21 protein-coding genes are annotated in these 21,107 nt (G+C 58.8%); 15 read left to right on the forward strand and 6 right to left on the reverse strand.

The window, feature by feature from the left end; all coding sequences use genetic code 11:
* Window positions 1-26: 26 nt before the first annotated feature.
* The 10 genes from HYE77_RS05295 (at window position 27) to HYE77_RS05340 (ending at window position 9,982) form a co-directional block, all read left to right on the forward strand.
* Window positions 27-989, forward strand: coding sequence for a glycosyltransferase family 1 protein (locus tag HYE77_RS05295; RefSeq protein ID WP_177049737.1), 963 nt, complete (start codon window positions 27-29; stop codon window positions 987-989).
* 35 nt (window positions 990-1,024) lie between these two features.
* On the forward strand, window positions 1,025-1,480 hold the full coding sequence (locus HYE77_RS05300; RefSeq protein ID WP_023658755.1) for a hypothetical protein: 456 nt from the start codon (window positions 1,025-1,027) through the stop codon (window positions 1,478-1,480).
* On the forward strand, window positions 1,481-1,957 hold the full coding sequence (locus HYE77_RS05305) for a glycosyltransferase (RefSeq protein WP_177035422.1): 477 nt from the start codon (window positions 1,481-1,483) through the stop codon (window positions 1,955-1,957).
* A gap of 54 nt (window positions 1,958-2,011) precedes the next feature.
* A complete protein-coding gene (locus HYE77_RS05310; protein WP_177068514.1) occupies window positions 2,012-3,439 on the forward strand; it encodes a mannose-1-phosphate guanylyltransferase/mannose-6-phosphate isomerase in 1,428 nt (475 codons plus the stop codon).
* Between the two features lie 12 nt (window positions 3,440-3,451).
* Window positions 3,452-4,795, forward strand: coding sequence for a UDP-glucose/GDP-mannose dehydrogenase family protein (locus HYE77_RS05315; protein ID WP_003211357.1), 1,344 nt, complete (start codon window positions 3,452-3,454; stop codon window positions 4,793-4,795).
* Between the two features lie 179 nt (window positions 4,796-4,974).
* Window positions 4,975-5,259: a hypothetical protein gene (locus HYE77_RS05320; protein ID WP_003211359.1), complete on the forward strand. Its 285-nt coding sequence runs from the start codon at window positions 4,975-4,977 to the stop codon at window positions 5,257-5,259.
* A gap of 85 nt (window positions 5,260-5,344) precedes the next feature.
* Window positions 5,345-6,457 (forward strand): polysaccharide export protein, encoded by a 1,113-nt coding sequence (locus tag HYE77_RS05325; protein ID WP_177068515.1) that lies wholly within the window; start codon window positions 5,345-5,347, stop codon window positions 6,455-6,457.
* A gap of 14 nt (window positions 6,458-6,471) precedes the next feature.
* On the forward strand, window positions 6,472-7,131 hold the full coding sequence (locus tag HYE77_RS05330) for a YjbF family lipoprotein (RefSeq protein WP_301051261.1): 660 nt from the start codon (window positions 6,472-6,474) through the stop codon (window positions 7,129-7,131).
* On the forward strand, window positions 7,128-7,895 hold the full coding sequence (locus HYE77_RS05335) for a capsule biosynthesis GfcC family protein (RefSeq protein ID WP_008435436.1): 768 nt from the start codon (window positions 7,128-7,130) through the stop codon (window positions 7,893-7,895). Before HYE77_RS05330 ends, HYE77_RS05335 begins: the two co-directional genes overlap by 4 nt.
* Window positions 7,892-9,982, forward strand: coding sequence for a YjbH domain-containing protein (locus tag HYE77_RS05340; RefSeq protein WP_177068516.1), 2,091 nt, complete (start codon window positions 7,892-7,894; stop codon window positions 9,980-9,982). The genes HYE77_RS05335 and HYE77_RS05340 overlap by 4 nt, the downstream gene beginning before the upstream one ends.
* A 263-nt stretch (window positions 9,983-10,245) precedes the next feature.
* Here HYE77_RS05340 and HYE77_RS05345 read toward each other — a convergent pair whose 3' ends face one another.
* The 5 genes from HYE77_RS05345 to HYE77_RS05365 form a co-directional block, all read right to left on the reverse strand.
* Window positions 10,246-11,640, reverse strand: a complete 1,395-nt coding sequence (locus tag HYE77_RS05345) for an undecaprenyl-phosphate glucose phosphotransferase (protein WP_087694227.1) — start codon at window positions 11,638-11,640, stop codon at window positions 10,246-10,248.
* A gap of 220 nt (window positions 11,641-11,860) precedes the next feature.
* The gene (locus HYE77_RS05350; RefSeq protein ID WP_177068517.1) at window positions 11,861-12,550 is read right to left on the reverse strand and encodes a winged helix-turn-helix domain-containing protein; all 690 of its coding nucleotides are present in this window, start codon (window positions 12,548-12,550) and stop codon (window positions 11,861-11,863) included.
* A gap of 32 nt (window positions 12,551-12,582) precedes the next feature.
* Window positions 12,583-13,338, reverse strand: coding sequence for an EAL domain-containing protein (locus HYE77_RS32460; RefSeq protein ID WP_087694228.1), 756 nt, complete (start codon window positions 13,336-13,338; stop codon window positions 12,583-12,585).
* Entirely contained in the window at window positions 13,331-14,059 is a 729-nt protein-coding gene (locus HYE77_RS05360) for a winged helix-turn-helix domain-containing protein (protein ID WP_003211381.1), read from the reverse strand. The genes HYE77_RS32460 and HYE77_RS05360 overlap by 8 nt, the downstream gene beginning before the upstream one ends.
* Before the next feature lie 291 nt (window positions 14,060-14,350).
* Complete coding sequence (locus HYE77_RS05365; RefSeq protein WP_008435424.1) at window positions 14,351-15,202, reverse strand: helix-turn-helix domain-containing protein; 852 nt, start codon at window positions 15,200-15,202, stop codon at window positions 14,351-14,353.
* Window positions 15,203-15,311: 109 nt separating this feature from the next.
* Here HYE77_RS05365 and HYE77_RS05370 point away from each other — a divergent pair, with 109 nt between their 5' ends.
* A complete protein-coding gene (locus HYE77_RS05370; protein WP_003211385.1) occupies window positions 15,312-15,722 on the forward strand; it encodes a hypothetical protein in 411 nt (136 codons plus the stop codon).
* Here HYE77_RS05370 and HYE77_RS05375 read toward each other — a convergent pair.
* Window positions 15,716-16,711, reverse strand: a complete 996-nt coding sequence (locus HYE77_RS05375) for a LacI family DNA-binding transcriptional regulator (RefSeq protein WP_008435422.1) — start codon at window positions 16,709-16,711, stop codon at window positions 15,716-15,718. The genes HYE77_RS05370 and HYE77_RS05375 overlap by 7 nt on opposite strands.
* A gap of 167 nt (window positions 16,712-16,878) precedes the next feature.
* Here HYE77_RS05375 and HYE77_RS05380 point away from each other — a divergent pair, with 167 nt between their 5' ends.
* The 4 genes from HYE77_RS05380 to HYE77_RS05395 all read left to right on the forward strand — a co-directional run bounded on the left by HYE77_RS05380 (window position 16,879) and on the right by HYE77_RS05395 (window position 20,935).
* Window positions 16,879-18,009, forward strand: a complete 1,131-nt coding sequence (locus HYE77_RS05380; RefSeq protein ID WP_177068556.1) for a Gfo/Idh/MocA family protein — start codon at window positions 16,879-16,881, stop codon at window positions 18,007-18,009.
* Between the two features lie 14 nt (window positions 18,010-18,023).
* Window positions 18,024-19,076 (forward strand): sugar phosphate isomerase/epimerase, encoded by a 1,053-nt coding sequence (locus HYE77_RS05385; RefSeq protein ID WP_087694231.1) that lies wholly within the window; start codon window positions 18,024-18,026, stop codon window positions 19,074-19,076.
* 42 nt (window positions 19,077-19,118) lie between these two features.
* Window positions 19,119-20,345 carry a nucleoside permease gene (locus HYE77_RS05390; protein WP_177068518.1) on the forward strand — a complete coding sequence of 409 codons (1,227 nt, stop codon included), beginning with the start codon at window positions 19,119-19,121 and terminating at the stop codon, window positions 20,343-20,345.
* A gap of 104 nt (window positions 20,346-20,449) precedes the next feature.
* Entirely contained in the window at window positions 20,450-20,935 is a 486-nt protein-coding gene (locus HYE77_RS05395; RefSeq protein WP_003211394.1) for a DUF2199 domain-containing protein, read from the forward strand.
* Window positions 20,936-21,107: the final 172 nt, after the last annotated feature.

Genomic DNA, 21,107 nt, shown 5'->3' on the forward strand with positions numbered 1-21,107 from the left:
TGCAGGACTCTGACGTGAAATCATTAATGATTGCATGGATTGGCTATCAACGACGCGCCGATACCATGAAGCAATACTGGGCGTATGACATTCTGCATCTGCCCAACCAGTTCAAGAAGAAATCCGCGCGGCCGCTGGATTACTTGATCAAGTCGTTTAAAACCCTGAAGACCCTGTTGGCCGGTTCGCCTGACGTGCTGTGGGTGCAGTTGCCGCCGAGCCCGGTATTGCATATAGCAATGGCCTACAAGTTTATATTCAACCGGCGGCTGAAGATTATCGCCGATGCCCACAACAGCCTGTTGCGCAAGCAATGGATAGGCTTTCCGGGCACGGTAGCGCTGTTGAATAGAATCGATGCCGTCGTCGTTCATAATTTTAAAGTCAAAGAAGAGTTGGCCGGCCTGGGCGTCAATGACACCAATATCTTTATCCTGGAAGACTTGCCGTGTGACTTTCACGCGGCGCCCGCCAGTGAGCGCGAGACACCCTATGTACTGTTTCCGTGCTCGTTTGATATCGATGAACCGATCGAGATCGTGATCAACGCCGCCCGCGAAATGCCCGGTGTCGACTTCCTGATCACCGGCAAGCATCAGGGCAAGCTCTCCGAGGAGCTCGTGGCGTCACTCCCCGAGAACATCAAGCTGACCGGCTTCCTCAGCAAGGCGACCTTTGAACAGCTGCTGTGCCACGCGAATGTGGTGCTCGGCCTGACCACCCGCGACAACGTTCAGCTGAGCGTGGCCAACGAAGCGGTCAGCGCCGGCAGGCCGATGGCGCTTTCGAATACCACGGTACTGCGCTCGTTGTTTTCCGAGGCGGCGGTGTTTGTCGACACCCTGGACCCGCTGTCCATCAAGGCCGGCGTCGCGCAGCTCATCGCCAATCAAGAAACCTATAAAGAGAAATCGGCCTTGCTCAAAGCCAAGCGAATAACCCGCTGGAAAGGCCAGGCCCAACTGTTAAGAACTGCCGCCACTATTTAATGATGTCTATTACACCTGACAGGAAGGGAACCGTCATGAGTCAATCAAGTGATGTTTTATTGATTTGTTCTGGAGGTGGGCACTGGGTACAAATGAGCAAGTTGCTGCCTGCCTTCGACGGTCAAAAAGTTACCATCGCCACCGTGGATATCAGCATTGGCTCGCAGTATCCAACCCATGCCTTCGCGCAAGTCCCGGACTTTAATCGCAGTGAACCGTTGAAGATCATCAAGGGCTTTTGCCAGATCTTTGCGATCGTTTACCGCAGCAAGGCCAGGTACGTGATCTCCACCGGGGCGGCACCGGGGTTGCTGGGGCTGGTCGCGGGAAAACTCATGGGCAAAAAGACCCTGTGGATCGACAGCATTGCCAATCCCAAGAAGCTCTCGTTGTCCGGCAGGATCGCTGTGTATTTTGTCGATGAGTTGCTGACCCAGTGGCCCACGCTGTCGCAAAACAGCCGCGCCCAATATAAAGGGAGGATTGTATAAATGATATTTTGCAGCGTTGGCACTCAAGCACCCTTTGAAAGAATGCTCGGCTACTTGCATGAGTGGAGTCATGCAAACCCGCAGGTCCCGATTGTTGCCCAGGTGGGCAATAACGAAAATGACCTGGGGCGTATTACGGCTTACAAGACCATCGCCGAGCCGCTGTTTTCCAAGAACTTCAATGCGTCAAAGGTGATTGTTTCCCATGCGGGCATGGGCAATATCATTCGCTCCCTTGAACTGGGCAAACCGATTGTTATTGTCCCGCGCGACAGTCGGCGCGGTGAACACATCAATAATCACCAGTACGACACCGCCGAAAACTTTGCAGACCTTCCCTCTGTGTTTATCGCCCATGATAAAGATGCGTTCTTTTCGGCGATTGATTCGGCGCTTAACTACAGCAGTGCCGAAAGTTCACTGGACTTTACCGAAAGGGACCGCTTGATCAGTTATGTGAAGTCATTTACTTCTTAAGTTTCGGCTGTTTGTCAATCCGCTCTTATTGCCTTTAATCATCGAGTAATCGTTATGATCCCAGTTATATTGTCTGGCGGTTCAGGCACGCGCCTGTGGCCGCTTTCAAGAGCGCTTAAACCAAAGCAGTTTATAGCTTTGCACGGTGACTTGAGTTTGTTTCAAGCCACCTTGGATCGCATCAAGAACCTGTCGATAGAGGGCGAGACCGTCAGCCCGCCGATCATTGTGTGCAACGAAGAACACCGTTTCATCGTGGCCGAGCAAAGTCGATCACTGGACGTGATCCCGCAGAAAATCCTCCTTGAGCCGACCGCCCGCAACACCGCCCCGGCGATTGCGGCGGCAACCCTGTCGGCGCTGGTGGATGGGGACGATCCGATCCTGCTGGTGCTGGCGGCGGACCATGTGATCGGCGATACCCAAGCGTTTAATGCGGCCTTGACACTGGCCAAGGTGGAAGTCAACAAAGGCAAGATCGTCACCTTCGGGGTTGTGCCCACCAAGCCGGAGACCGGCTACGGCTATATCCGTACTCAAGCGGCTGCGGTGGACGGCGCCGCGCATGTCGATGCCTTCGTGGAAAAGCCCGACCTGGCGACCGCGCAAGGCTACCTGGAACAAGGCAACTACTTCTGGAACAGCGGCATGTTCATGTTCCGCGCCTCGGTGATGAAGGCCGAGCTGGAGCGCCTGAGCCCGGAGATCATGGTGGCCGCGGAACTGTCCCTCTCCAACGCGGCCCATGACCAGGATTTCACCCGGCTCAGCCAGGTGGATTTTGTGAACGCACCCAACGTGTCGATCGATTACGCGGTGATGGAAAAGACCGACATCGCGTCGGTGGTCATCCTCGATTCGCCGTGGAGCGACCTGGGTGCCTGGGACTCAGTGTGGGAAGCGGGCCTCAAGGATCAGAACCAGAACTGCACCCAGGGCGACGTGCTGCTGCAGGACGTCACCAACAGCTATGTGCATGCCAGCCACCGCCTGGTCACGGTTGCAGGGATCAATGATGTGGTGGTCGTCGAGACCGCCGACGCGATCCTGGTGACCACCAAGGATCACGCGCAAGACGTCAAGAAAATAGTCGCGCAGCTGACTGAAAAGCACCGGATCGAGAGCACCAGCCACCGCGAAGTCTATCGGCCGTGGGGCAAATATGACTCGGTGGACCAGGGCTATCGGTACCAGGTGAAGCGGATCACGGTGAAGCCGGGGCACAAGCTGTCGGTGCAACTGCACCACCACCGGGCCGAGCACTGGATCGTGGTGTCCGGCACCGCGAATGTGCAAATCGCCGACAAGCAAGTGCTGCTGACCGAGAACCAGTCCACCTACATCCCCATTGGCGTTGTGCACTCCCTCGAAAACCCGGGGCGAATCCCGCTGGAGCTGATTGAAGTCCAATCGGGTTCGTACCTGGGCGAGGACGACATCATCCGCTTTGAAGACCGCTATGGCCGTCTCGAGCTTGTTTAAAGGAAGATTGAAATGAATGTAACTGTATTTGGAATCGGCTATGTGGGTCTGGTGCAGGCAGCGGTGCTGGCCGACGCGGGGCATGAGGTGTGTTGTGTCGACGTGGACGCGACTAAAGTCGAGAACCTCAAGGCCGGCATTATTCCGATCTTTGAGCCCGGGCTGAGTGCGCTCGTCCAGAAGAACCATGATGCCGGACGCTTGCACTTCACCACCGACGCCGCGCAAGGCGTGCGGCATGGAGAGGTGCAGTTCATCGCCGTGGGCACCCCGCCTGATGACGATGGCAGCGCCGACATCAAGTACGTGCTCTCCGTTGCCGCGACTATTGCGCTCAACATGACCGAGCCGAAGATTATCGTTAACAAGTCCACGGTGCCGGTGGGGACGGCGGACAAGGTCCGGGCGAAGGTGTCCGAGGTGTTGACGTCGCGGGGGCTCGAGGTGGAGTTCCACGTGATCTCGAACCCCGAGTTCCTCAAGGAAGGTTCGGCGGTCGCCGACTGCACCCGGCCCGACCGGATCATCATCGGCAGCGACAGCAGTTACGCCGTGGACCGCATGCGGGAGCTGTATGAACCCTTCAACCGCAACCACGAAAAGATCATCACGATGGACATCAGGAGTGCCGAGCTGACCAAGTACGCGGCCAACTGCCTGCTGGCCACCAAGATTTCCTTCATGAATGAAATGGCCAATTTCGCCGAACGCTTGGGCGCCGACATTGAGGCGGTTCGTAAAGGCATTGGCTCCGATCCACGGATCGGCTACGACTTTATCTACCCAGGCTGCGGTTATGGCGGCTCGTGCTTCCCGAAAGATGTGCAGGCGCTGGAGCGCACCGCGTCGTCGATCGGCTATCAGGCAACGCTGTTGTCTGCCGTCGAGGAAGTCAACAAGCGCCAGAAGCAGCACCTGTTCGGGCATATTCACCACCACTTCGGCGGCCAGCTGGAGGGCAAGACCTTCGCCATCTGGGGCCTGGCCTTCAAGCCCAATACGGATGACATGCGCGAAGCCTCGAGCCGCGTGTTGATCGAACAACTGCGCAGCGTGGGTGCCCGGGTCCAGGCATTCGACCCCGAAGCGATGGCCGAGACCCAGCGCATTTACGGGATGAACGAAGACCTGTTGCTGATGGGCACCAAGGAAGCGGCGTTGCAAGGTGCCGATGCGCTGGTGATCGTGACCGAATGGCGGGAGTTCAAGGCCCCGGACCTGGACTTGATAAAAGAAAAACTGAGCACGCCGGTGATCTTTGACGGCCGCAATATATTTGATCCGCAGCGTATGAAAGCCAATGGTTTCGAGTATTACGGTATTGGTCGCGGGTTATCGGTACGCCCCGTTGTTTAATCCTGACGATTATTAACATTGGTGGTTTGAGCTATCCACAAGTGAGATGATTTCGAGGAGGTTAAGTGCGTGATCCAACAGGATCTTTGCGCAGTTTGCATAGCCTGTTTATCTCCGTTCCATCACTACGCCCTTATTGCATTATTTGATAAGGGGTAAATATCGAGAAGGAGTCTGATATGAGGAAAATACTGTTGGCCGGCGTGCTGGCCTTTAGCAGTACTGCGGCATTGGCGGCAGGTGAAGTCGCGAGCGAGGCCTTGAGCGATGCGGCCGGCGCGAGCGAGCCCCTGTCGTTGAGCACCCCGCTCGTGGGCGGCGTGACGCTCGGTGAAACCGTCGGGGTCGGTACCGCGGTAGTCGGCGCTGCGGCGGCGGCTTCCAACTCGGGCGGCAGTTCCAATGGCGGTACTTCCGGCACCGGCGGCACCACCGGTACAGGCGGTACCACCGGTACCAACTAATAACCCGCAATGTGTGTTGTTCAAGATCACCCGGAACTTCTGGGTGATCTTTTTTAGACTCGCCCTCGACTAGCGTAGTGCCATTATGATTCGTAGGTTACCTGTTCTTTTGCTGGCAAGTTTCAGCTTGCACGGCTGCATGTTTTCGCCTGGTCAACATATGGACACCAGTCAAATGTCCAGTGAGGGTTCTTCCGAAAGTACTCGGGTAGAGTTGATTCCCATCACCCCCAAATTGATTGCCATGGATGCCGCCACGCATGTTCGTGAATCGGTGCCGGCAGAACTGTTGTCTTATATACCCGGTGGCTATCGCGTCGGTGCCAATGACCTGTTGTTTATCACGGTTTGGGACCATCCCGAGTTGACGGCACCGTCCGGGCCGCAACAGCAGATCGACGCCAACGGGCGCCTGGTTCGCCCCGATGGCACGTTGTTTTATCCGTATATCGGCAACGTCCCGGTGGCCGGCAAGACCATTGAAGAGCTGAGGGCCTTTATCGCCGGGCGCTTGTCGCAATTTATTGAAAGCCCACAGGTTGACGTCAGTGTCCTGCGGTTTGCCAGCCAGACAGTGGTGGTGACCGGGGCGGTGATCAAGGCCGGGCAACAGCCGATCACCACCACGCCATTGAGCGCCGTCGAGGCCATTGGCGCCGCCGGTGTCGACCCCACGAATGCCGACCTCTCGAGCCTGACCCTGACGCGCGACGGCCGTGAGTACACGCTTGACCTGGACAGCCTCAATCGCCAGGGCTCGCAACTGCAGGGCATCTACCTCAAGGGCGGCGACCGGTTGTACCTGCCCTATAACGACCAGAAACGTGTCTACCTGATGGGCGAAGTCAATCAGCCCCGGGCCCTGAGCTTCAAGGGCAAGTCGATCAACCTGACCGATGCCCTGGGTACCGTAGGCGGCTTGAACCAGACCACTTCCAATGGCAATGCGGTCTATGTGATTCGCGGCGTGGACAACCTGGAAGCCGAACCGGCCAAGGTGTTCCAGCTCGATGCCCAGTCACCGTCCGCGCTGGTGCTGGCCACCCGGTTCGACTTGCAACCCCAGGACATCGTGTACGTCGGGCCGGCCGGCGTGACGCGCTGGAACCGCCTGATCAGCCAGTTGCTGCCGACCGCCAGTGCCATTGGGATTGGTGCCCGATCGGCCAATGACCTCAGTGAAGTCAACAGCAGATAAGGCGTTATCCCGTGGTGAAAATGTTGCCTACCAGCGCCTGCCTGTCGATGGCGCTCTTGTTGTGCGGGTGTAACCCGTTGATGAGGGCGTCGTGGTACACCCTCGAAACCTCTGTGACGGGCCCGGCCCCGATCAACGTGACCCGCGCCCAGGTCGACGCGGTGCCATACCCGCAGATCCTGGTGACCACCGCCGTCAGCGAGGGCGTGATGGCCATGGCCCGGCGCCGGGGCGACCTGCAGTTCTGGGTCGCTTCCGGCAAGCAAGTGGTGATGATGCGTGACGGCCTGGTGGTACGCACTGTCGGGCTGGGTGTTTCCCTGGATGGCACGCGTTTCAGTGGCGAATCGCCGTTCAAGCGCGGCCTCCAGCATCTGCCCGACGGCTACACCGGCACACGCTGGATCGACCTCTACGACGGCAACCGAATCGGTATCGCGGTCAACAGCCGTTTCAGCAGCCACGGTATCGAGACCCTCCGCATTCTGGACAAGGATTACGCCTTGCTGCGCATCGACGAGCAGGTGGACGCTCCCACCTTGAATTTCCGCGCCACCAACCATTATTGGGTCGACCCGCAGGATGGTTTCATCTGGCGCAGCGAGCAGCATTTGACGCCCCGGTTGGCCCTGAAAATCTTGCAGTTGCGTCCCGACCGGGAGGCAGCCCGATGAAGTGTTCGAAGCTTTTATGGCTGGGCCTGTTGCTGATCGGCCCCGGCACTGGCCAGGCGGCCGTTACAGTCAGTGGCGATGTGCGCAGCCCCGGCGCCTTCGAGGTCAAGCCGGGGGCGCGTTTGCTGGACGTTATTCGTGTGGCCCAACCCAATGCAGAAAGCTACTGGTTGGGCGCCGCATGGCTGCACCAGTCGTTGGTGAGCACGCAGGAACGCTTGAAGGCAGGGGTTTTGTTCGATCTGAAACTGCTGCAACGAGGGGCCTTGCTGGATGACCGTGGCTCCCGGGCGGACTTGAGTGCGCGTTTGTATCGACAGGTCGAACAGTTGCCGGTCACCGGCCGCCAGGTGCAAGTGCTGGACCCGATCGCCGTGGAGACGGGGTTCGCGCGCAACGCATTGCTGGATGACGGGGACCGGCTGGTCTACCCCGTGAGGCCGTCCACCGTGCACGTGCTCGGCGCGGTCGCGCAGTCCTGTGATGTGCCGTACCGGGCCATGCGCGAGGTGCGGGATTATGTTGGCGACTGCACGGTCCTCGATGACGCCGAGCGCGATGATCTGTGGCTGATCCAGCCCGACGGCCAGGTACGGCGCGTGGGCGTGGCGGCGTGGAATCGCGAGGACGGCGTGGTGGCGGCCCCCGGCAGCAGGATCCTGGTGCCGATCCGCAGCGACGACCTTGAGACGCCGACCCCTGATCTCAACCAACAACTGGCCGAGTTTTTCGCCACTCAACCGTTGGCTGAGGTGAACCCTTGAATTTACGTTTTGCGGCTGTACTGCTGTTGCCTTGCGGGTTGGCTCACGGTGACCCCCGTTACACCCAAAATGACTTCGGCGGCGTGGGCCTGCTACAGACCCCCACCGCACGCATGGCCCCGGCGGGAGAGTTGAGCGCCAACGCCAACCGCACCGATCCCTACTCGCGCTACAGTTTTTCCCTGCAACCGTTTGATTGGCTGGAGGGTTCGTTTCGTTATACCGCCATCAGCAACCGCAGGTACGGCGCCGAGGCGTTGAGCGGAAGCCAGAGCTTCAAGGACAAGGCCATCGACTTCAAGGCGCGGCTCTGGGAGGAAAGCCGGTGGGCACCGCAGGTGGCTTTCGGTGCCCGGGACATCGGCGGTACCGGGCTGTTTTCCAGCGAATACTTTGTCGCCAACAAGCGCCACGGCAACCTGGATTTCAGCCTAGGCATCGCCTGGGGCTACCTGGGAAACCGAGGCGACTTCGGCAACCCGCTGTCGGTGTTCGGCAGCAAATTCAACGACCGGCCCAAGAGCACTGCGGTCGTCGCCAGGGCAGGGGATGTGAACTCCAACGCCTATTTCAGGGGCCGCCCTTCGTTGTTCGGCGGGATCGCCTATCAAACGCCCTGGGAACCCCTGAGCCTGAAACTCGAATACGAGGGCAATGACTACAAGCACGAGCCGTTGGACAACCCGATCAAGCAGGACTCGCCGGTAAACATTGGCGTGGTCTATAAGCTGGCTGACAGCGTCGACCTGAGTGCGGCCTGGGAGCGCGGGAATACCGCGATGTTCGGCATCACCCTGCACACCAACTTTGTCAGCCGCAAGGCACCGGTCAAGACCTATGACCCGCCCGCCGAACCGTTGCCGGCGCGCATGCCCACCACCCCGGCCGACCAGGTCAACTGGGCCAACGTCGCCGACAGGCTGCAGCAGAATGCCGGCTACAAGGTGGAGCGCATTGCCCGGCGCGGCTCGGAATTGATGGTGTATGGCGAGCAGCAACGCTACTTCTATTCAGCCAAGGCCGTGGGACGCGCCAGCCGGATTCTCGACAACAGCGCCAATCAGGATATCGACTGGTTCACCCTGGTGAACAAGCGCTATGACATGCCCATCGAAGAAACCAGCGTGCCCCGTGCGACCTTCCGCGCCGTGGTGAACAACCAGCAGCCGTTGACGGACCTGCACCGTAATACCGAGGTCAATCCGGCGGTTGCCCATCGGGAAACCACGCTCTACAGCGGAAAATCCGAGCCGTTCAACTATGGCCTCGGCCTGGGTTACAAACAGAACATCGGTGGCCCCGACGGCCTGCTTTATCAGTTCACTGCCGACGCCGACGCGGAGTACCGTTTTACCCGCAATACCTGGTGGAGCGGCTTGCTCAGCGCCAACCTGCTGAACAACTACGACAAGTTCACCTACGACGCACCCAGCGGGTTGCCGCGAGTACGCACCGACCTGCGCCAATACATGACCACGTCCGATGTGACGATGCCGAACTTCCAGGTCAACCATGCGCAGCGCCTGGACCGCGACCTGTATGGCATGGTCTACGGCGGCTACCTGGAGTCCATGTACGCCGGGGTGGGCGGCGAGGTGTTGTTCCGGCCGGCGGGCAAGCACTGGTCAGTGGGCGCAGACCTGAACTTCGTGCGCCAGCGTGATTTCAACCAGGGCTTCGGCCTGCGGGATTACCAGACCATCACCGGCCATGTCACCAGCTATACCGAGCTGCCCTATGACACCCTGGCCGCCGTCAGTGTGGGGCGTTACCTGGCGCGGGACTGGGGCACCACCGTCGACATCTCGCGCCAGTTCAAGAACGGCGTGAAGTTTGGTGGCTGGGTGACGCTGACCACCGCCTCGAAGGAAGAATATGGCGAAGGCAGCTTCGACAAGGGTATCTATATTTCCGTCCCCTTCGACGAATTGATGAGCACCTCGACGATGCGTCGGGCCAACGTCGTATGGGCGCCACTGACCCGTGACGGCGGCGCACGCCTGAACCGCGGCTATTCGCTGCAGACCATGACCGACGGGCGTGACAGCGAGTTGTTCTACAACAACTTCGAGAAGATCACGGAGTGACGGTGCGGCATCTGCCGACCAGGTTGTCGACTGCCCGGCGTTGAATGCGCCGGGCAGTCGCCACGCCGAACGCTACAGCGCCAGGTGCAATGCCGGCGCGCAACACTTGCCTGACTTTCCTCTTTGATGACTATGCGAATGGCCCGGGCCCGGGCGTCGCTGTGGGCGCTATCGTTGCGCCTTGCGGGGAGTGGTGGCGGGGAGGGCGCAAAGCGCGCCTGGTGCCCCGCGCCGCCGATGCAGCGGCACGGGGAAGGGCGGGGTCAGTAGATGTCTTTGGACAGCAGGGTAAACGGCGTCTTGAACAGGATCTTGATGTCCAGCCACAGCGACCAGTTGTTGATATAGCGCAGGTCGATATCGACGCGTTGCTGCATCTTCTCCAGGGTCTCGGTTTCACCCCGGCAGCCATTGACCTGCGCCAGGCCGGTGATGCCGGGCTTGATGCGATGCCGCGCCATGTACGCGCGAATCTTGCCCGAGTAGTAGTCATTGTGGGCGACGGCATGCGGGCGTGGGCCGACCAGTGCCATATGCCCTTGCAGCACGTTGAACAGCTGGGGCAGCTCGTCGATGGAGGTGCGGCGGATAAAGCGCCCTACGGGGGTAATGCGTGAGTCGTTGCGGCTCGCCTGGCGCACTTCGTGGTCGTCATGCACGCGCATCGAGCGGAACTTCCAGACCTTGATCACCTCGCCGTTCCAGCCGTGACGATCCTGCTTGAAAATTACCGGGCCGGGAGAGGTAAGTTTGATCAGCAGGGCGAACAGCAGCAGCAACGGGCTGAGCAGGATGATCGCCAACAGGGCCAGGCTCTTGTCCAGCAGCGACTTGCTCAGTGCTGCGGTCGGCCGGCTGGTCAGCGGGCTTTCATTGAGGAAGATCGCGGGCAATCCATCCACCTCGGCCACGCTGTGGTTGAGCAGCAGCATGTTGTTGAGGTCGGGCACCCAGATCACGTCCACGCTGATCTCCAGCAGGTTGAGGTACAGCGCCTCGATGTGGGTCGCTTCCTGGAGAGAATGAGTGATGTACAGGCGGCGGATACCGTGCTGGCGGATCAGCGCGGGAAGATCGGGCAAGTCACCGAGGATCTGAGGCTGGGTGCCGGCCTGGGGGGAGGTGGTGCGGGGACCTACGAGACCGACCAGAGGGGAGCGTTTTTGCCTGGCGAGAGTATTGGCCAAGTCGGTTGCAAGTTTTCCCGTACCAATAATCAGCGATTTCTGGCGCTCATGTAGTTGCCGGTGGTAGTACCTGGATAGACTGTGAATGGGAATGTAGCAAAGGGCTAGTATTGGATAGCTGACAGCGGCCCACAGTAGCAGGATCTCGAAGGGAAACAGCGAACTGGCATTACAGGCTATGCCGACCGCGAACAATATGCCCAGGGTCAATAACCAGCCGGTGAATAATCGTCCCAGCCCAACAAAAAAGTCATCTTTTTTGCTATAGACGTCACATAACATGTAGGCCGGTATAGAGGCCAGTATTGTAATGGCTGCCAATATCCGGTAGTGGGATTCCAATTGCCCGGTCTTGAAAAGTACCAGTGAAAACAAAAGTACAACGACCACACTCAGGGCAATTGCCCACTGTCCCCAAAAGGTCAGGCCTTTGGGTGTAAGGTTACGATGCATTCTTCTGTTGTTAAGCATACTTCTGCTCCCTGTGGTATCCACTCACGTGCTGGCAGGTTAAAGCGAGGCGTGGTTTTAATGACTATCAAATGGCAGGCGCACGCGTAGGCGTGCGTATTGATAGTAATAAATGGCAGGGAGCAATGGCTGACGACTTATAACGCGGTCATGTTGTTATAAAATGGCAGATAGAAAGGCGTTCTAATAGGCAGGGTGAATTGTAATTTTTATGAAATAATTATTGTTCTGTGACGTTCGCGCGACTGCTCAGCGGGCTTTTTATTTTTTGTGTCAGGCAGTAGCCACGGTTACGCACCGCGCGGAACAGGCGTTCGCCATCATTCACGCGTTTGAACTTGTCCTGCAATCGGCTAAGGCACATTTCAAGCCCGCGATAGAGGTCGGGCTCACGTCCGATGTTGCGGATAAGTTCTTCCTTGCTGACCACACGTTCTTCATGGTTCAACATTTTCTTGATCAATGCCGACTCAATAGTGGTCAAGGAAATGCGTAGCCCACCTTTCACCAGCGCACGATCTTGCTGGGTAAGTAGCCAGACATCGGGGCCGCGTAATGCAGAGGATGAGTTAACTGTTTCCGCGGTGGTGTTATTCAGGTCCGTGTGTGTGACGTCTGATTTTAGAACCGTGATGTTAGGTTTTTTTGATGCGTCGTAAAGTTGTCGGGTCAGCCGATTACTGGCTTCGTAAAGTCTTTTGGCGGCGACATAGTTACTGAGCCACAGATTGAAATTCTGCTCTTTGGTAACGGCGTAGGAACTGGTCGAAGCGTCCGATGTTTTTTCCACGGTTTCGATCAGCGGCCCGCTGTCGACGTCGTAATGTAAAAATGCCACATTTGGCGTGAAATCGTGCAGTGCGATTGACGGGTACGTCGATGTAAATGTGTGTTTCTTGAGAGAACTCATGGCATTCACCGATTCCAGGAAAGTACGGGGGTTCATAAACTATCAGCAGGGGAGAAGTAGGGGCCCTGAAAATAGTCAAAAGGCAAGCGTCTGGCGAGAAGTGCGCTGTCGGCGTGCTCGACGTTGTCGGCGATGAAGGAGACCCGGGTGGTGCTCATCAGCCCCAGCATCTGGTCGTAAAGCCGGTCGAACAGGCCCGAGCGGGTGTTCAGACTGAGCCTGAGGGCCGAGTCTGGAAAAGGCATTTTTATATAGTCATAAAGACTCAAGTCGATCAGCAGGTCGGTGTCTTTTGTATTTAATGTGTAATTGTTATAGGCAAGCTTCAGGTTGCTCCGGTCTTTCAGGCTATACAGTTGACGGATCATGCTCCGGCGTTCCAGCGGGCCCGGAAGGGTGTCCAGTGTGTTTTCAACGCTGACAATGAGTTGTTGTCTGTTTTTTTCCAGCGTGTGTGAAGTATCGATAATTTCCTTGAGCAGGTCCTCATTCATCAACAGCGATTGCTCAACTCGGAAAAACTTGTGGAGGCCCGGGCTTTTGTCCGCGCGCAAACGTTTACTTGTGCGGGCAAATGAACTCGGCCTGGCATGTTGCAGGGCTTCGCTGTAGGCGTCTTTAAGTTGTTCGGAATAAAACGGGCAGGCGTCATCACGCGGGCTGTCGAGCGCAGGCTCGGCGTGGACGCGGATCTCACTGCCCCACAGCGTGCAACTTCGTTCAAGTATCGCTTGCCGCGAAAAGGTGAAGCAGGCTGACGCCTCACGTAATAAGGTTCCGCTATTCACGGTTCGACCGCTCCCTGACGGGGTGGATATGATTAACCGAAGCCAGCCCTCTGCTTAGTTTGTAGCCATAACCGCGAATGCTCTGAATTATATTGCTTCCGTAATGTGATTTTATTTTGCCACGTAACCGGCTAATCGATTTTTCGAGGGCCCTTGAATCATAAAATCGGGGATTCAGCCCCATTACCACGGCGATTTCATCATGGCTGAGCAATCGATTATGAATGAGCGCTTCCAGTACTTTCATTTCGACAAAGGACACTTCGAGCTTTTTGCCACCCCCGTAGATGCACATGCGGTCCTGATCGAGTAGCAAATCAGTATTACTTAGCCAGTATGTCTCGCTGAGGAACGCGGCAAACAGGGCAAGTTTTTTCTCGGGCGAGCTCTCGACGACCTTTATGCAGTAATCGGCGCCTGCGAGATAATATTTGGTTTTGCTTAGTGTAGTGGCGAAGGTGACAACCAGGAAAATGGTGCTGCCAGGATTTTCCGATCTGGTTTTTTTAATGATGTCCAGCGTTTGGGTGCTGGCAGAGGGGGTGTCGATCTCTATGATGATGGCACGGTAATGTCCATGGCTTGCATAGGGACCGATTAGTTGGCCGTAGGAGCGTGTATCGACTTTTAGATTTTTCGGTACAGTACGAACTATAAGCTCGCTGAAGTCCTCGGATTTCGATGGGGTCCGTGCAATAGCGAGGACGTTGGAAAAATGCATCACGTTGCTCCCTTTTCCGGCATGCGAGGCCGTCAATTCAATCGCTGCAGGCGTTTAGATGTTAATCGAATTGAATACGCCAAAACGTGACAAATTTTAACATTCGGCACTTTATTTGCGGGGGGTAAGGCGGATTTCAGGCGGGTGTTGAGAGCGGGTTTGTGGACCGGAGTACTCATATGCTAGTGCAAATTTTTTAGTGTGCGATAAGTATTTTAGGCGGGTTGATTTTTTTTGGCTGGAATGATTTAAGCCTTCTAGTCCCTTAGCTCTAAAAATGCTTATACGTGACTATTTATAATAATCCAGCAAGGCGATAGCGGGCGTCGTGTGCTGGGGGATGCTCGCGCGGTCGGCCAGGTAGCGCGCCGGCGGTTGGCCGATGGCCTTGCGGAACATGGTGATAAAGCCGCTGGCGTTTTCATAGCCGAGGTCCAGCGCCACCGTCTGCACACTTTCGCCTTTCGCCAGGCGCTGCAGTGACAGGATCACATGCAGTTGCCTGCGCCAGCGGCCGAAACTCAGGCCGATCTCCTCCAGCAACAAGCGCGTCATGCTGCGTTCGCTCATGCCGATGCGTACGGCCCATTCGCCCAGGGTGGCCTTGTCGCTGGGGTTGGCCAGCAAACTGTCGGCCAGGCGCCGCAGCCGAGTGTCCCGGGGCATGGGCAGGTGCAGGGCCTCCACCGGTGCCAGTGCCAGTTCGTCCAGCAGCGTGGCCACCAACCGGCCCTGGGCGCCCTCGGTGTCGTACAGCGGTGGGAAGCTGACGGCCTTGCTGATCAATTCGTGTAACAACGGCGATACCGCCAGGGTGCAGCATTGCCGGGGCAGGGCGCCGGCGGCGTCGGGGTCGACCAACAGACAGTAGACATCCGCTGCCCCCGACCCGCGCGCGGCATGGGAAAGGCCGCCCGGAATCCACAACGCGCACTGGGGGGGCACGATCCAGATACCTTCTTCGATGACGCAATGAATCACCCCGCGCAATGTGTACATCAACTGGCCCTTGCGGTGCTGGTGCGGTGCGTGCTCCCAACTCGCAGAGGTGCTTGAAGCGCTCACTGCAACCACCGCACGGGGAATTGCATCGGCGAGGGCCGGGCGCAAGGGGTCACGGGTTTCGAGGCGGTGGTTGTACATGGCGGCGCGGCGTCTTGGCTGGAATGCGAAACATTCTGGCCATTCTGTGCAATGGCGTCCAGTGATGGCATGGCTATCATGAGAAACATTCTCGTTAAAGGAGCTTCCCATGCAACTCGACAGTTCAACATTCCCCGTGGTGAAAATCGTGTTTGACGCCCCCAGCGACACTCCCCCGCAAGATACCTTTGGCGCATTCGAAGCCTTGTTGCAGCGCGAGGAACCCTTCGTCCTGCTGCACGAGAAAGCCGTGGATGAAAGCACTCACGAGCATTCACACGAAGAACGCAAACAGGCCTCGATCTGGATGAAGAAGCACAAGGTGGCCCTGCGTACTTTCGTCAAAGGCATGATCCAGGTGGAGCCCAGCGCAGCCAAGCGCCTGGCGCTCAAGCCGTTTGCCGTGATGTTCGGCAAGGCGTGGGGCTACCCGTTGCTGGTGGTGGAATCCACGGATCAGGCCTGGGCATTGGCGCGGGACGTGCTGGATACCCAGGTGTCGGATGTGGCGCACTATTGAGTGTGGGGCGCTGCCGTGCTGCCGCGTACTGTGAGTTCGAACGGCACTACAACCTGACGCTCCGACAGCGGCGTTTTCTCGATCAGTGCGATGAGCATCTCGACCGCCTTGCGGCCGAAGATTTCGGCAGGCTGGGCAATGGTGGTCAGCGGCGGGTCGCAGTAGGCGGCGAAGGGGATGTCATCAAAGCCCACCAGGGAAATATCCTGGGGCACGCGCAGGCCCTGTTGCTTGATGCGCTTCAAGGCGCCGATGGCCATTTCGTCGTTCTCGCAGAACAGCGCAGTGGGCCGCTTGGGCAGGGCGAGCATGTTGCCTGCGCCCTCGAAACCGGCGTGCAGGGTGAAGTCGCCGTGGCAGATAAGCGCCGGGTCGCGGGGGATGCCCGCCGCGAGCAAGGCATCTTCATAACCGGCCACGCGGTCACGGGTCAGTGGGCTGCTTTTCGGGCCTTTGATCAAGCCGATGCGGCGGTGGCCGAGGTCGATCAAGTGCTGGGTCATGGCCCGGGCGGCGCCACGGTTGTCGAGGCTGATGGTGGGGTGGCGACCGTCCTGGATCACCTCGCAGGCGTTCACCAGTGGCGGTGAGTCGCTGCAGTCGCTGAATGGGTCTGAGGCCCGCAACTGAATCACACCGTCGGCCTGATGGGCGTGGACCAGTTCGGCGAACTGTTTTTCGATTTCTGCCTGGCCCCGGGTGTCGCACAACAGCAACCGATAACCCGATGCCTGCGCCGCTTGCTGTGCACCGCTGATGACCCGAGCGAAAAACGTGTTGGCAATCGCCGGCACCAGGATCACCAGGTTGCCGGTGCGCCGCGAACGGAATTGCACCGCCATGCGGTTCGGCCGGTAGCCGGTCTGTTCCACGGCGGCGTTGACCTTGTCGCGGGTCTCGGGCAACACGCGTTCAGGGCTGGCCAGGGTCCTGGACACGGTAGCCACCGAGACCCCGGCCAGCCGGGCGACTTCACGAATATTGGACAAGACCACCTCGTTATCAGAACAGCAGCCTGCAAGTTTACCGCAGTTGGGGTTTGACACCGCGAGCAACCAGGCCTAAATTTCCGGCACGATGTAACCGGTTACATCATGATCGGTAATTGCCCATAAAGAGAAGACTTGCGATGACGGTTGCTGTGCAAAAAATAAGAATGGGCTTTGTTGGCGGCGGCGAAGGCGCCTTCATCGGCCAGGCTCACCGCCAGGCGGCGGGGCTGGATGGGTGTTATGAACTGGTGTGCGGTGCCTTCAGCCGTGAGCCCGAGAACAACCGGAGCACCGGCAATGCGCTGGGCCTGCCCGCGTCCCGCTGTTACAGCGAATGGCAGCAGATGCTCGCCGCCGAACAGGCACTCCCGGCCGAGCAGCGCATGCAGCTGCTGGTGATCGTCACCCCCAATCATCTGCATGCACCGATTGCGACCCAGGCGCTGCAGGCGGGCTTCCACGTGTTCAGCGAGAAGCCGGCCGCGCTCAATCTTGCTGAAGTGCAGGCGCTGGCAGACGTTGTCAAGAACAGTTCCGGGCTTTATGGGCTGGCACACACCTACCTGGGTTACCCGATGGTGTGGCAGGCCCGCGACATGGTGCGCAATGGCGTGATCGGCGCGTTGCGCAAAGTGATCGTCGAGTACCCACAAGGCTGGCTCAGCCAGGACGTGGCAGGGCAGGGCAACAAACAGGCGGACTGGCGCAGCCGGCCCGAGCTGTCGGGACTGGGCGGCTGCATCGGCGACATCGGCACCCACGCCTTTTCCCTGGCCGAGTTCATCGCCGACCAACCGATCAAACAGCTTTGCGCGAGCCTGGGCATCCATGTACCCGGTCGGCAACTGGATGACGATGCCGCCATGCTGTTCAAGATGGCCTCCGGCGCCAGCGGCGTGCTGATCGCCAGCCAAGTGTGTGCCGGTGAAGAGAACCCGCTGAAGATCCGCCTCTATGGCGACAAGCGCGGCCTGGAATGGCGCCAGGAAGAACCCGCCAGTCTGATCCATCGTTCCCTCGACCAACCGCTGCGCATCCTGCGTTCCGGCGTCGGCCAGCCCTGGCTGTGCGACGCGGCATTGCAGCGCATGCGCCTGCCCGCCGGGCATCCCGAGGGTTACCTGGAAGCCATGGCCAACCTCTACCGCGATTTCGCCAAGGCCATTCGCCAGGGCACCGAGGCCGAAGGTGTACCCGGCATCGAAGTCGGCGTGCGCGGCATGGCCTTTATCGAAGCCGTGATCGCCAACCATCGCGGCGAGGCGAAGTGGACCACCCTGGCGAACCACCCATGAAGGAGACTACAGACATGCGCGGCCCAGGCATTTTTCTCGCCCAGTTCATCTCGGACGAAGCGCCTTTCGACACCCTGGCCAACATCGCCCAATGGGCGGCGTCCCAGGGCTACAAGGCGATCCAGTTGCCCACACTCGGCACCCGCTACATTGACCTGGCCCGCGCTGCAGAAAGCCAGGCCTACTGCGATGAACTCAAGGCGACCTGCGCCCATGCGGGCGTCGAAATCAGCGAGCTATCGACCCACCTGCAGGGCCAACTTGTGGCCGTGCACCCGGCATTCGACACGCTGTTCGACGACTTCGCCCCGGCCCATCTGCGCGGCCAGCCCCAGGCACGGACCGAGTGGGCCATCGACCAATTGAAACTCGCCGCCCGCGCCAGCCAGCGCCTTGGCTTGACGGCCCACGCGACCTTCTCCGGCGCGCTGCTCTGGCCGTACATCTACCCCTGGCCACAACGCCCCAGCGGCCTGGTGGAGCAAGGCTTTGCCGAGTTGGCCAAGCGCTGGCTGCCGATTCTCGATTGCTTCGAGGCGGCCGGCGTCGACCTGTGCTACGAAATCCACCCCGGCGAAGACCTTCACGACGGCGCCTCTTTCGAGCGCTTCCTCGAAGCCGTCGACCACCATCCCCGGGCCAACATTCTCTACGACCCCAGCCACCTGCTGCTGCAGCAAATGGATTACCTGGGCTTCATCGACCGCTACCACGCGCGCATCCGCATGTTCCACGTCAAGGACGCCGAGTTTCGCCCCGACGCGCGCTCCGGCGTGTATGGCGGCTACCAAGGATGGGTCGACCGCCCTGGCCGTTTTCGCTCATTGGGCGATGGCCAGATCGACTTCAAATCGATCTTCAGCAAGCTCACCCAGTACGACTTCCACGGTTGGGCCGTGCTGGAGTGGGAGTGCTGCCTGAAGGACGCGCAACAAGGCGCGGCAGAAGGGGCGGAGTTCATCCGCCAGCACATGATCCGCAAGACCAGCAAGGCATTCGATGACTTCGCCGGCGTGACATCCGACGAGCAATCCAACCGACGGCTGCTGGGCCTGCCCGACGCCTGAACAGCGCTTCTGCCCCAAAATAACAATAAAACGGTGACCACAATGAAAGCGCGACTGAGCGTCATGATGTTCCTGCAATTCTTCATCTGGGGCGGCTGGTTCGTCACCCTCGGCACCTTCCTCGCCAGCAACCTGGGGGCCAGCGGCGGGCAGATCGGCATGGCGTTTTCCACCCAGTCGTGGGGGGCGATCATCGCCCCGTTTATCATCGGCCTGATCGCCGACCGCTACTTCAACGCCGAGCGCATCCTGGCGGTGCTGCACCTGATCGGCGCGGTGCTGCTGTACCAGCTGTACCGCGCGCCGGACTTCGTCGGCTTTTATCCCTACGTGCTGGCATACATGGTCATCTACATGCCGACCCTGGCACTGGTGAACTCGGTGGCCTTCCGGCAAATGAGCGACCCGGCCCAGGAGTTTTCGCGCATCCGTGTGTGGGGCACCCTGGGCTGGATTGTTGCGGGGCTGGTGATCAGCTTTGTGTTCGCCTGGGATTCGCAGCAGTCGATCACCACGGGCGCGTTGCGCAACACCTTCCTGATGTCTGCCATCGCGTCAGTGGTGCTGGGTTTCTACAGCTTCACCTTGCCGCGTACCGCGCCCTTGAAAGCCGAGGCGGGCAAGGGTGATATCAAGCAACTGCTCGGGCTGGATGCGCTGGGGTTGCTCAAGGATCGCAGCTACCTGGTGTTCTTCATCGCCTCGATCCTGATCTGCATTCCCCTGGCGTTCTACTACCAGAACGCCAACCCGTTTCTCGCGGAAATCGGCGTGACCAACCCCACGGCAAAAATGGCCATTGGGCAAGTGTCCGAGGTGCTGTTCATGCTGCTATTGCCGCTGTTCATCCAGCGTTTTGGCATCAAGGTCGCGCTGTTGGTGGGCATGCTGGCGTGGGCGCTGCGCTATGCGCTGTTCGCCTACGGCAATAATGGCGAGCTGGCCTTCATGCTGTTTACCGGGATTGCGCTGCATGGCATCTGCTATGACTTCTTCTTTGTCTCGGGGCAGATCTACACCGACGCCAAGGCCCCGGAGCGCTTCAGGAGTTCGGCGCAGGGGCTGATTACCCTGGCTACGTACGGTGTGGGCATGTTGATTGGGTTCTGGGTGGCAGGGCAGGTGACCGACCACTATGTGGCGGCGGGTGGCAGCCATGACTGGCGCAGCATCTGGTTGTTTCCGGCGGGGTTTGCGCTGGTGATCTTTTTTTGTTTTTCGCTGGCGTTCAACGGGCGGGAGCGGGTGGCAGCAGAGCCGGCTGATTGATGCATGGCGCCCGCAAAGCGGCGTTGCGCAGCGTTGGTATCGCGCTAGAATGGCCCGGCGCAGCGAGTCGACTGTGCGGCCAGAATGTTTGAAGGAGACGCTAATTGCTGTGCAACCAGTGCGAAGAAGAACACCGGATTGACGAGATGGAGCTGGCGTTTCGACGTCCTGATGCCGTTATGGCGCTATCGCAAGACGACAGAGAGAGTGGGGTCCAGGAGAACAATGACCTGGCCATCATCGGCGGTAAGCAATTTTTCATTCGTGCGTTGCTGCCATTGCCGGTGCTGGGTCGCGAGGAGGTTTTTCACATCGGTATTTGGGTCAGGATCGAGCAGTTGGATTTTGAGCGGGTTTACGAACTCTGGGATGACCCGCAGCAATCAAGCGAACCACCGTTTTCGGTGACGATTGCCAATGACATCCCGGGTCTGCCTGCAACATGTGGGCTCCCCGCCATGCTGAACCTGACTGACCCGGCCAACCGGCCAAAGGTGACGCTGATCGCGAGTAACCATCCGCTGTCGTTTGAGCAATGCCGAGGCATTACGGCGCATCGTGCACACGAATATGTGGTGTGGACACGTTGACGCCACTGCCAGTAGAGACCATAAGAAACGCTGCGACCGAATGCCCGACTCTTCATGGATCGACCAACAGTTAAAGTCTGAATAAACGAAGGCCTCGTTGTGCGCGCCTGCGCGTTTCTACCCCCTGGGTTTCAGGTATCCTCCGCGCCCGCCAATCACTATTTTCCAAACC

It is taken from the genome of Pseudomonas sp. IPO3774 (assembly GCF_013386835.1).
Taxonomy (GTDB): Bacteria; Pseudomonadota; Gammaproteobacteria; order Pseudomonadales; family Pseudomonadaceae; genus Aquipseudomonas.

Bases quoted from the DNA above. Each gene is read 5' to 3' on its own strand.
- HYE77_RS05295 (WP_177049737.1), top strand. From the start codon at position 27: ATGATTGCATGGATTGGCTATCAACGACGCGCCGATACCATGAAGCAA.
- HYE77_RS05300 (WP_023658755.1), top strand. From the start codon at position 1,025: ATGAGTCAATCAAGTGATGTTTTATTGATTTGTTCTGGAGGTGGGCAC.
- HYE77_RS05305 (WP_177035422.1), top strand. From the start codon at position 1,481: ATGATATTTTGCAGCGTTGGCACTCAAGCACCCTTTGAAAGAATGCTC.
- HYE77_RS05310 (WP_177068514.1), top strand. From the start codon at position 2,012: ATGATCCCAGTTATATTGTCTGGCGGTTCAGGCACGCGCCTGTGGCCG.
- HYE77_RS05315 (WP_003211357.1), top strand. From the start codon at position 3,452: ATGAATGTAACTGTATTTGGAATCGGCTATGTGGGTCTGGTGCAGGCA.
- HYE77_RS05320 (WP_003211359.1), top strand. From the start codon at position 4,975: ATGAGGAAAATACTGTTGGCCGGCGTGCTGGCCTTTAGCAGTACTGCG.
- HYE77_RS05325 (WP_177068515.1), top strand. From the start codon at position 5,345: ATGATTCGTAGGTTACCTGTTCTTTTGCTGGCAAGTTTCAGCTTGCAC.
- HYE77_RS05335 (WP_008435436.1), top strand. From the start codon at position 7,128: ATGAAGTGTTCGAAGCTTTTATGGCTGGGCCTGTTGCTGATCGGCCCC.
- HYE77_RS05345 (WP_087694227.1), bottom strand. From the start codon at position 11,640: ATGCTTAACAACAGAAGAATGCATCGTAACCTTACACCCAAAGGCCTG.
- HYE77_RS05350 (WP_177068517.1), bottom strand. From the start codon at position 12,550: ATGAGTTCTCTCAAGAAACACACATTTACATCGACGTACCCGTCAATC.
- HYE77_RS05360 (WP_003211381.1), bottom strand. From the start codon at position 14,059: ATGCATTTTTCCAACGTCCTCGCTATTGCACGGACCCCATCGAAATCC.
- HYE77_RS05365 (WP_008435424.1), bottom strand. From the start codon at position 15,202: ATGTACAACCACCGCCTCGAAACCCGTGACCCCTTGCGCCCGGCCCTC.
- HYE77_RS05370 (WP_003211385.1), top strand. From the start codon at position 15,312: ATGCAACTCGACAGTTCAACATTCCCCGTGGTGAAAATCGTGTTTGAC.
- HYE77_RS05380 (WP_177068556.1), top strand. From the start codon at position 16,879: ATGGGCTTTGTTGGCGGCGGCGAAGGCGCCTTCATCGGCCAGGCTCAC.
- HYE77_RS05385 (WP_087694231.1), top strand. From the start codon at position 18,024: ATGCGCGGCCCAGGCATTTTTCTCGCCCAGTTCATCTCGGACGAAGCG.
- HYE77_RS05390 (WP_177068518.1), top strand. From the start codon at position 19,119: ATGAAAGCGCGACTGAGCGTCATGATGTTCCTGCAATTCTTCATCTGG.